Source organism: Lysinibacillus sp. NPDC093216 (assembly GCF_050280325.1).
GTDB lineage: Bacteria > Bacillota > Bacilli > Bacillales_A > Planococcaceae > Lysinibacillus.
In genome coordinates this window covers 204,534-215,576 of the sequence record NZ_JBNNVB010000001.1, presented here as the reverse complement: position 1 = coordinate 215,576, position 11,043 = coordinate 204,534, and the positions used below count along the sequence as shown (strand labels likewise).

Genomic DNA, 11,043 nt, shown 5'->3' with positions numbered 1-11,043 from the left:
TTTCTGTTTTATTACGCCAGAATTTGATAGATGCAGGAGGAAATAATGAGCAAAGTACCATCTTTAATTGAAGAGCTCGCCAAACCGATTGTTGAAGAGTTAAATCTTGAGCTTGTAGATGTCGAGTTCGTAAAAGAAGGACGTAACTGGTTTTTACGTGTTTATGTGGATACACCTGAAGGTGGAATTGACATTGAACAATGTGCTCAAGTTAGTGAACGACTAAGTTTGCTATTGGATGAAAATGATCCAATTACACAAAACTATTATTTAGAAGTTTCTTCACCTGGAGCAGAACGTCCATTAAAAAAAGATACTGATTTTGAAAATGCGATTGGCAAATTTATTTATGTTAAAACCTATGAGCCCATCAAGGACATGAAGGAATTCCAAGGCTACTTAACGTCATACGATGAACATACATTAGTGATGGAAGTACGCATTAAAACGCGTAAAATTACTGTAACAATTGAACAAGAAAAAATCGCATTGGCACGACTAGCCATCGATTTCTAAGCATAATGCATATTTAGGAGTGAAAACAAAAATGAGTAGTGATTTGTTAGATGCGCTAAATGCGCTAGAAGAACAAAAAGGAATTTCAAGAGATGTGTTAATTGAAGCAATAGAAGCGGCATTAGTTACAGCTTACAAACGCAACTTCAATCAAGCACAAAATGTTCGTGTTGACTTAAATTTAGATAAGGGCTCTATTCGTGTCTTCTCACGCAAAGATGTTGTCGAAGAAGTAGAAGATGACCGTTTACAAATCTCTGAAGAAGATGCCAAGGCAATCAACCCTGCATACCAGTTAGAAGATGTGGTTGAGCAGGAAGTAACACCTCGAAACTTTGGTCGTATTGCTGCACAGACAGCGAAACAAGTTGTTACACAACGTGTTCGCGAAGCAGAACGCGGCTTAATTTACGAGCAATATGTGGACCGTGAAGATGATATCGTGACGGGTGTAGTTGAGCGTCTAGATGCTCGTAATATTTACGTAGGTCTTGGAAAAGTAGAGGCTGCATTACCACAAAACGAACAAATTCAAGGTGAAACATACCATCCACACGATCGCATCAAGGTTTATATTACAAAGGTTGAACGTACAACGCGCGGACCACAAGTTATTGTTTCACGCACACATCCTGGTTTATTACGTCGCTTATTTGAAATGGAAGTACCTGAAATTTATGAAGGTATTGTAGAAATTAAATCAATTGCTCGTGAAGCAGGAGATCGTTCTAAAATTTCTGTTTATGCACATAACGAAGAGGTAGATCCAGTAGGTTCATGTGTAGGAGCAAAAGGCGCGCGTGTGCAAACAATTGTCAATGAATTAAACGGCGAAAAAATCGATATCGTTGAATGGTCAGAAGACCCAGTTGTATTTGTAGCAAATGCTCTTAGTCCATCTAAAGTTTTAGACGTTCAAGTCAATGAAGAAGAAAAATCTACTACTGTTGTTGTTCCAGACTATCAACTATCACTAGCAATTGGTAAACGTGGTCAAAATGCTCGTTTAGCTGCTAAGCTAACTGGCTGGAAAATTGATATTAAGAGTGAAACAGATGCTCGTGAGTTAGGTATTTATCCATCTGCAACAAGCACTTTCGTACCTGCTGAGGATGAAGAAAGTGATTTTGATGATGTGACAGTTGACTTATATCAAGACGACGAAGAATAAGTAAGAAAGCCCGTGTGACTAGTTAGCTGCCATTATTCAGTGGGCGTTGGGCTGCGTCGACTGAATAATGGCAGAGCCTACATTGAAAAATATAAATATATATAACGAATGTAGTGCATGGCTAGTCCACCTCTTACGACAAGCTTCAGAGAGGAAAGGTGATTCTTATGGCTATTAATAAAAAAGTACCTCTTCGAAAATGTGTAGCTACCGGAGAAATGCTACCAAAGAAAGAAATGATTCGTGTCGTTCGTTCGAAAGAGGGCGAGGTAAGTGTTGATATCTCCGGAAAAAAACCCGGACGTGGTGCCTATGTATCTAAATCGGAAAAAGCGATTGAAATCGCCCGTAAGAAAAATGTTTTAGGGCACCAACTTGATGTAAAAATCCCTGAAGAAATCTACGATGAGCTTATTTTGTTAATTCGTAGGGAGTCTATTATATGATTAATAATCAAGCGGTGTATAATTTGCTTGGAATAGCGGCAAGAGCCCGTAAAGTGATTTCAGGGGAAGAGTTAGTAGTAAAGGAAGTCCGCAATGGTAATGCTAAGCTAGTACTGCTTGCAAACGATGCTTCTAAAAACTCTGGCAAAAAAATTCAAGATAAATGCACGTATTACAACGTTGAGTATCATGTAATTGGTGATCGTTATGATCTAGGACATGCTACAGGTAAGGAGGCCCGAGTGGCTTTAGCTATTACCGATAAAGGTTTTGCAAGCAAATTGTCTAGTCTACTCAACGAAAAATAATCGGGGGTGAGCAGATGACCAAAATCAGAGTTCATGAATATGCGAAACAAGTGAATAAAACGAGTAAAGAGGTTATTGAAGCACTAAATAAATTAAATGTTAGCGTAACAAACCATATGTCAATGTTAGAAAAAGACATAGTGGCAAAGTTAAACCAAACATTTAAAACTATAAGAGACGTAAAGCAACCTACTCAAAATGTATCGCAAAAATCACAGCAATCGGTGAAAAAGCAAGATGGGCAAAAGCAGCAATCTGCTACTTCCAAGCCTAAAGCAAATAATCAGCAACAAACGTATCAAAACTCAAATTCGTCTAACGAAAAATCTAAGAATACAAAAGGTAGTCAAAATCGAAATATGACAAATAACAATAATAATAATAATAATAATAATAATAATAATAATAATAATAATCGTAGAGGCGGCGGAGGTTACAACCAACGTCCAAAACCAGGAATTCATGGCGGAAAACGTCGCCATCCAAAAACACATCAACCAAGTCTACCAGTGAAACAAAAGGAATTACCAGAAAAAATTACTTTTGTTGAATCACTTTCCGTAGCGGAATTAGCAAAAAAATTACACCGTGAGCCATCAGAAGTTATTAAAAAATTATTTATGCTTGGTGTAATGGCAACAATTAACCAAGAATTAGATAAGGATGCAATTGAATTAATTTGCGCAGACTATGGTGTAGAAGTTGAAGAAGAAATTCGTGTAGATATTACGGATTTAGAAACACACTTCGAACAAACAGAAGAAGTTAACGAGGCAGAATTATCAGAACGTCCTCCGGTAGTAACAATTATGGGTCACGTTGACCATGGTAAAACTACATTGTTAGACTCTATTCGCAATACTAAAGTTACAGCTGTAGAAGCTGGTGGTATTACTCAGCATATCGGTGCTTATCAAGTAACTGAAGGCGACAAAAAAATTACGTTCCTAGATACACCAGGACACGCTGCGTTTACAACTATGCGTGCGCGTGGTGCGAAAGTAACGGATTTAACGATTTTAGTAGTAGCTGCGGATGATGGTGTTATGCCACAAACAGTAGAAGCGATTAACCACGCAAAAGCAGCAGAAGTACCAATTATCGTTGCAGTCAATAAAATGGATAAACCTTCAGCTAATCCAGACCGTGTGATGCAAGAGTTAACAGAGCATGGCCTAGTTCCCGAAGCTTGGGGTGGCGAAACTATTTTCGTACCAATCTCTGCATTAAAAGGTGAAGGCATTGACACATTACTTGAAATGATTTTACTTATCGCTGAAGTTGGAGAATTGAAAGCAAACCCTGATCGCTTAGCACTTGGTACAGTAATTGAAGCACAGCTAGATAAAGGTCGAGGCTCTGTTGCAACACTTTTAGTACAAGATGGAACATTAAAAATTGGAGACCCAATTGTTGTCGGCCATACTTATGGGCGAGTACGTGCTATGGTGAATGATAAAGGCCGTCGTGTGAAAGAAGCTGGACCATCAACACCAGTAGAAATCACAGGCTTAAATGATGTACCACAAGCTGGTGACCGTTTCGTTGTCTTTGAAGACGAAAAAACAGCACGCCAAGTTGGAGAAACTCGTGCAATGTCAGCAATTCAAGCACAACGCTCAGAAAAACAACGCGTAACACTTGATAACTTATTCGAACAAATGAGTCAAGGCGAAATGAAAGAGCTAAACTTAATTGTTAAAGCTGACGTTCAAGGTACTGTAGAAGCTATGGCTGCATCATTAATGAAAATTGATGTTGAAGGCGTAAACGTGAAAATTATTCACACTGGCGCTGGTGCGATTACAGAATCAGATATTTCTCTTGCTGCGGCTTCAAATGCAATTGTTATTGGCTTCAACGTTCGTCCAGATGTCAATGCAAAACGTGCAGCAGAAGAAGAGGGCGTAGATATTCGTCTACACCGCATTATTTATAAAGTAATCGAGGAAATTGAACAAGCAATGAAAGGTATGCTTGATCCAGAATTCGTAGAAAAAATTATTGGTCAAGCAGAAGTTCGACAAACAATTAAAGTATCAAAAGTTGGTACAATTGCTGGTTCATACGTAACAGAAGGTAAAGTAACTCGTGATTCTGGCGTACGTGTAATCCGTGACAATGTAGTAATTTTTGAAGGTGAATTAGATACACTTAAACGTTTCAAAGATGAAGTTAAAGAAGTTGCAAGAGGTTATGAATGTGGTATTACAATCACAAACTTCAACGATATTAAAGAAGGCGACATTATTGAAGCCTATATTATGGAAGAAGTTAAACGTGCATAATGATTGTTTATGCAGAGGTTGAATTCATGATTCAAACTGCCCATTCGTTGAAGGAAAAACGTGCTGTCCTACAGCGTATGCTTACCCGCACTAAGCAAAAATTTAATATATCCATTGCTGAAATTGACCATCAAAATGTATGGCAACGCACTAAATTAGCGCTTGTTGCTGTTTCTTCTTCAAAAGAAGCAGCCGAGCGTGAAATTAATCATGCGCTCCACTACTTACAGTCAAATCCGGCTTGGGAACAGTTAAATGTGTGGCGAGACTATTTATAAGTAACATTAGAAGTTGTGTTGTATGATTTAGTCATACCTTGTATGTAAATATATGTACAAGTGAAGACATAACTTTCTGTACATCGAAATTGAGGTGACAAACTATGTCTCTACGCTCAAACCGTGTCGCTGAGCAAATGAAAAAAGAGCTCGGTGACATTATTGGACGTAAAATAAAAGATCCGCGTGTTGGTTTCGTTACTGTTACTGGTGTTGAGGTGACAGGTGATTTACAACAAGCGACAATTTATATTACAACTCTAGGCAATGAACGTGAAAAAGAGGAAACATTAAAAGCTTTATTAAAGGCTTCTGGTTTCATTCGCTCAGAAATCGGGTCACGAATCCGTTTACGTCGTACACCAGAACTAATCTTTGAATTCGATTCATCGATTGAATATGGTAACCGTATTGATTCATTGCTACGTGGTTTACACGAAGAATAAGTTTAACTAAAAAAGTCTGCCATATGCATGTTCATGCAGGCAGACTTTTTACATTCAACGGAAAGGCAACAGAACATTTGTGGCTCTATCATTTTTGTAAAGCTTCATTAAAGGTTCTGGCGGCTTTCCATCGATTGCCCAGTCTCCTGCTAGTCATGTTTTCAGCAGAAGTGTCAGGGCATTCATCTATATAAAACTGTAGCGGAAAAACAAAGCTAAAAATGAATTGAGGAGGAAATTTATGAACGGTATTTTACCGCTTTGGAAAGAACGTGGCATGACAAGTCATGATTGCGTCTTTAAATTACGAAAAATTTTACGTACTAAAAAAGTTGGCCATACAGGCACACTTGATCCAGGTGTTGAGGGAGTTCTTCCTATTTGTATTGGTCAAGCAACACGCATCGCAGAATACTTAACTGATGCAGGAAAAACCTATGAAGCTGTTATTTCAATTGGCCGTACAACGACAACTGAGGATGCAGAAGGGGAAACGGTTGAGCAAAATAGTACGAATAAAAAGTTCACACGTACTCAATTGCAAGAGGTTTTAGCATCGCTAACAGGTGTTATTCAACAAACGCCACCGATGTTTTCAGCTGTCAAAGTAAATGGTAAACGTCTCTATGAATATGCTCGAAAAGGCGAAATTGTCGAAAGACCTACACGACAAGTTACTATTTATGCATTAGAACTACTAGATGATGTAGAAATATATGAAGGGGAAGAAATTACATTCCCAGTACGTATAGAGTGTAGTAAAGGGACGTATATTCGAACACTAGCTGTGCAAATCGGAGCGGCACTTGGCTATCCAGCACATATGAAAGAGCTCGTACGTACAGCCTCAGGTACATTTACGCAAGAGAATTGCTTTACGTTGGCACAAGTTGCTGAACTGATGGAAGCTGAACAAATTGATACATGCATTTTACCAGTTGAGTATGCATTAACAGATTATCCATATATGGAGATCACTTCCGCGAACGAAAAAGAAATTTTCAATGGACAAGTGCTTCCCGCAGATGCATTATTAAAGATACATGATAAAATTGTTTTTGGAATCAGTGGGAAAGCAATTGCGGTCTATCATGCCCATCCTACAAAGGAAGGGTTTATGAAGCCACATAAGATGTTTCCGACGATAGAGTAGGAGGATTTTTAGTATGGAGGTCATTCATTTAAAATACCCACACCAACTACAGCAACGAGAAAGCATACAGCCATATTCATTGGCACTTGGTTTTTTTGATGGTGTACATAGAGGGCATCAGGCAGTTATTAAGGCAGCGAAGGAAGAAGGAGACAAGCGTCAAATTCCAACGGCTGTTATGACATTCGATCCACATCCTTCTTTAGTGCTTGGCGGACGTAACGAAAAAGTATTTTATATAACGTTATTACAGCAAAAATTGCAGCTTTTTGAAGAACTGGGTGTTGATACAGCATTTGTTGTGCATTTCACATCTGATTTTGCAAAGCTTTCACCTGATGCATTTATTGATACATTTATTCGTGGGTTGAACATTCAACATGTTACAGCTGGCTTTGATTATTCTTTTGGTGCATTTGGTAAAGGTACAATGGAAGATATGCGTGCATTGAGCAATGGAGATTACGGCGTAACGGTTGTTGAAAAGAAAACGGATGATATCGAAAAAATTAGCTCTACACGTATCCGTAAGCTTTTGCAAGAGGGAGATATGGAAGAAGCAAGATTGCTCCTAGGACGACCATTTGAAGTTACGGGTATCGTTATACATGGTGATAAGCGAGGACGAACAATAGGTTTCCCAACTGCAAATGTCCAAGCGTTAGAGGGGACTTATATTCCAGCAAGCGGTGTATATGCGGTTCGAGTACTTGTACAAAATAACTGGTATGATGGTGTATGTAATGTAGGCTATAAACCAACATTTAAAGATCCAAACGACAAACAATTATCCATCGAAGTCCATATATTAAACTTCGAAAAAAATATTTACGGTGAAGAAGTGCATGTCGCTTGGTATAAACGTATAAGAAGTGAACGAAAATTCGATGGCATTGAAGCTTTGAAAGCCCAAATCGAAAAAGATAAACAGGAAGCAATTGAATATTTTAAGGTTATTAGCAAAAGTTAAAACGTATACCATGAATATAAGTTGATTGGAGTGGAGGCTGGGCGACTCCTTGGGGATTAGCGATTAAGAGGAACGAAGGCTAAAACCATCACGTCCTGTGATAACGCCTTCGTGACCAACATCGTGTTGCTGACGCTACGTTAGCACTACGCTTTCGCGCAAAAAACATCCTGTTGCCCCAAGCGGCTCATCGGACGCCCCCAGGAAGCTTTGCTCTGTGCGTAAGCGTAGCGACAGCAACAACAAAGCGCCCAGTCGGAACGGAAATCAACTTCATGTTATGGTGATGAGCTTAAATCTGCTTTAGCCTATGAATAGGCGCTTACGTTAACACTTGCTTGACCTTTTGATTTATGGTAACATTCATAAGTGCATAATATGCTTAACCTTAGCTCGGTATATCGATGACTCCAACGAATACTGTGCTAATGGGGATAAACAATTATTTAGGAGGTCCATACAAATGGCTATTTCAAAACAACGTAAAAACGAACTAATTGCTGAGTTCCGTACTCACGAAAGTGACACTGGTTCTCCAGAAGTACAAGTTGCAGTATTAACAGAGGAAATTAACGCTCTAAACTCGCACTTACGTACACACAAAAAAGATTTCCACTCTGAGCGTGGTCTTCTTAAAATGGTAGGTCGTCGTCGTCACTTATTAAAATATCTTCGTGAAACTGACGTACAACGTTACCGTGAACTAATCACTCGTTTAGGCTTACGTCGCTAATTGCAATCGAAAAGCGGGATTAATCCCGCTTTTTCTTTATGTTTATAAACATTAAGAAGACAGTAAGCTTTAAAAAAGCATATATGACATGAATTTCAAGCAAAAAAATTTGTTTCAATCAAATATAGAAATAAATCCTAAATAAATTGGCAATAACTGAATTTAAATGTATGATTATTTGATGAAATATTTAGCATAGAACAAGCATTTTTGGTACACTTACTATTAGTACATACAGACGAAGTAAGTGTTTTTATAATAGAGAGGGGTTCATTGAATGAACGAAAAGAAAGTCTATTCCTATGAATGGGCTGGCCGTCCACTAGTAATCGAAGTTGGACAGTTAGCAAAACAAGCAAATGGGGCCGTATTAGTACGCTATGGTGATACATCAGTACTTTCAACAGCAACAATGTCAAAATCACCGAAACCACTTGATTTCTTCCCATTAACAGTAAACTATGAAGAACGTTTATACGCAGCAGGTAAAATTCCTGGTGGCTTTATTAAACGTGAAGGACGTCCATCTGAAAAAGCAATACTAGCAAGCCGTTTAATCGACCGTCCAATTCGTCCGATGTTCCCAGACGGTTTCCGTAATGAAGTACAAGCGATTTCGATGGTCATGTCTAACGATCCGGATTGCACGTCTGAAATGGCTGCAATGGTTGGTTCATCATTAGCGTTAGCTATTTCGGATATTCCATTTGATGGACCGATTGCAGGTGTACAAGTTGGATATATTGACGGTAAATTTATCGTGAACCCAACAGTAGAACAATCTAATCAGTCAACAGTCCATTTATCTGTAGCAGGTAACAAGGATGCTATCAACATGGTTGAAGCTGGTGCACTAGAAGTACCGGAAGAAGTAATGCTTGAAGCCATTATGTTCGGTCATGAAGAAATCAAAAAAATTATTGCTTTCCAAGAGCAAATCGTTGCAGAAGTAGGGAAAGAAAAATTACCTGTAACATTATTTGAAATTGATGAAGCGATTCAAGCAGATATAAAAGCAATTTGTGAGACTGACATGCATGATGCTATTCAAACTGCTGAAAAACATGCACGTGATGAGGCTATTAAAGCAGTAAAAGATCGTGTTATTGCTTCTTATGAAGAGCAAGAAGCGGATGAAGTAACAATGAAGCAAGTTCATACAATTCTAGATAAAATGGTTAAAGACGAAGTACGTCGTCAAATTACAGAAGATAAAGTTCGTCCAGATGGTCGTAAGTTAGACGAAATCCGTCCACTTTCTTCTGAAACAGGCTTATTGCAACGTACTCATGGTTCAGCATTATTTACGCGTGGACAAACACAGGCCCTTTCTATTTGTACATTAGGTGCACTTGGGGATGTACAAATTATCGACGGTTTAGGTGTAGAAGAATCAAAACGCTTTATGCATCACTATAACTTCCCGCAATTCTCTGTAGGGGAAACTGGCCCAATTCGTGGACCAGGTCGTCGTGAAATCGGTCATGGTGCACTAGGAGAGCGTGCTCTTGATGCGGTTATTCCAGATGAGTCTGTATTCCCGTATACAATCCGTTGTGTATCGGAAGTACTTGAGTCAAACGGTTCTACATCTCAAGCTTCTATCTGTGCTTCAACGTTAGCGATGATGGATGCTGGTGTTCCATTAAAAGCACCTGTAGCAGGTATTGCGATGGGTCTTATTAAAAAAGACGAACATTACTCTATTTTAACTGATATTCAAGGTATGGAAGACCACCTTGGAGATATGGACTTTAAAGTTGCTGGTACAGCTAAAGGTGTAACAGCACTTCAAATGGACATTAAAATTGATGGTTTATCACGTAATATTTTAGAAGAAGCATTAACACAAGCTAAAATTGGCCGTATGCACATTTTAGAATCAATGCTTGCTACTCTTGCAGAACCACGTGGAAAATTATCTACATTTGCACCGAAAATTGTAATCGTGAAAATCAATCCTGATAAAATCCGCGATGTCATCGGACCTGGTGGTAAACAAATTAACAAAATTATTGAAGAAACTGGCGTAAAAATTGATACTGAGCAAGATGGTACAATTTACATCTCTTCTGCAGATGAAGAAATGAACGCTCGTGCAAAACAAATTATCGAAGACATCGTACGTGAAGCAAAAGTTGGCGAGTATTACTTATCAACAGTTAAACGTATTGAAAAATTCGGTGCGTTCTGTGAAATATTCCCTGGGAAAGACGGCTTACTTCACATCTCTGAAATTCAAGAGGAACGTACAAAACAAGTTGAAGATGTCTTAAAACTTGGCGATCAATTACTTGTAAAAGTTATTGAAATTGACAAGCAAGGTCGTGTGAATTTATCTCGTAAAGTTGTAATCCAAGAGGAAAAAGAACGCGCTGAGCAAGATAAATAATAAATTGTAGAAAAGGCTGCGTATAATGCGCAGCCTTTTTTAAATCAAGTATAAGGAAAATGGTTCAATAAGGGATATTTTGGGGGGAGATTCACATTATGGTTCATCACTAAAAGTCGTGAATGACTTTTGGTAAAACGTATACTATGTAAATAAGTTGATTGGAATGGAGAATGGGCGACTCCTTGGGGATTAGCAAATTGAGGAACGAAGGCTAAAAACATCACATCCTGTAATAACGCCTTCGTGACCAACATCGTGTTGGCCCAAGCGGCTCATCGGACGTCCACAGGAAGCTTTGCTCTGTGCGAAAGCGAAGCGACAGCAACAACAAAGCGCCCA

The 11,043-nt window shown here is 38.7% G+C and carries 11 protein-coding genes; all 11 read left to right on the top strand.

Translation table 11 applies throughout. The features are described from left to right. The first annotated feature begins 45 nt into the window (after window positions 1–45). Entirely contained in the window at window positions 46–516 is a 471-nt protein-coding gene (gene rimP, locus ACQKOG_RS01065) for a ribosome maturation factor RimP (RefSeq protein WP_142507439.1), read from the top strand. 31 nt (window positions 517–547) lie between these two features. After that, entirely contained in the window at window positions 548–1,687 is a 1,140-nt protein-coding gene (nusA, locus tag ACQKOG_RS01060; protein WP_337991268.1) for a transcription termination factor NusA, read from the top strand. A gap of 167 nt (window positions 1,688–1,854) precedes the next feature. Further along, on the top strand, window positions 1,855–2,133 hold the full coding sequence (rnpM, locus tag ACQKOG_RS01055) for an RNase P modulator RnpM (protein WP_053594244.1): 279 nt from the start codon (window positions 1,855–1,857) through the stop codon (window positions 2,131–2,133). Next, the gene (locus tag ACQKOG_RS01050) at window positions 2,130–2,441 is read left to right on the top strand and encodes a YlxQ family RNA-binding protein (protein WP_370075196.1); all 312 of its coding nucleotides are present in this window, start codon (window positions 2,130–2,132) and stop codon (window positions 2,439–2,441) included. Before rnpM ends, ACQKOG_RS01050 begins: the two co-directional genes overlap by 4 nt. Before the next feature lie 14 nt (window positions 2,442–2,455). Continuing rightward, the gene (gene infB / locus ACQKOG_RS01045) at window positions 2,456–4,729 is read left to right on the top strand and encodes a translation initiation factor IF-2 (protein WP_427444518.1); all 2,274 of its coding nucleotides are present in this window, start codon (window positions 2,456–2,458) and stop codon (window positions 4,727–4,729) included. Further along, window positions 4,729–5,007 (top strand): DUF503 domain-containing protein, encoded by a 279-nt coding sequence (locus ACQKOG_RS01040; protein WP_370075194.1) that lies wholly within the window; start codon window positions 4,729–4,731, stop codon window positions 5,005–5,007. The genes infB and ACQKOG_RS01040 overlap by 1 nt, the downstream gene beginning before the upstream one ends. Window positions 5,008–5,111: 104 nt before the next feature. Continuing rightward, complete coding sequence (gene rbfA, locus ACQKOG_RS01035; RefSeq protein ID WP_100543905.1) at window positions 5,112–5,453, top strand: 30S ribosome-binding factor RbfA; 342 nt, start codon at window positions 5,112–5,114, stop codon at window positions 5,451–5,453. 241 nt (window positions 5,454–5,694) lie between these two features. After that, complete coding sequence (gene truB / locus ACQKOG_RS01030) at window positions 5,695–6,606, top strand: tRNA pseudouridine(55) synthase TruB (protein WP_370075193.1); 912 nt, start codon at window positions 5,695–5,697, stop codon at window positions 6,604–6,606. A gap of 13 nt (window positions 6,607–6,619) precedes the next feature. After that, a complete protein-coding gene (ribF, locus tag ACQKOG_RS01025) occupies window positions 6,620–7,576 on the top strand; it encodes a riboflavin biosynthesis protein RibF (RefSeq protein WP_370075192.1) in 957 nt (318 codons plus the stop codon). Between the two features lie 463 nt (window positions 7,577–8,039). Further along, window positions 8,040–8,309 carry a 30S ribosomal protein S15 gene (rpsO, locus tag ACQKOG_RS01020; protein WP_370075191.1) on the top strand — a complete coding sequence of 90 codons (270 nt, stop codon included), beginning with the start codon at window positions 8,040–8,042 and terminating at the stop codon, window positions 8,307–8,309. Window positions 8,310–8,586: 277 nt separating this feature from the next. Further along, complete coding sequence (gene pnp / locus ACQKOG_RS01015) at window positions 8,587–10,701, top strand: polyribonucleotide nucleotidyltransferase (protein ID WP_370075190.1); 2,115 nt, start codon at window positions 8,587–8,589, stop codon at window positions 10,699–10,701. Window positions 10,702–11,043: the final 342 nt, after the last annotated feature.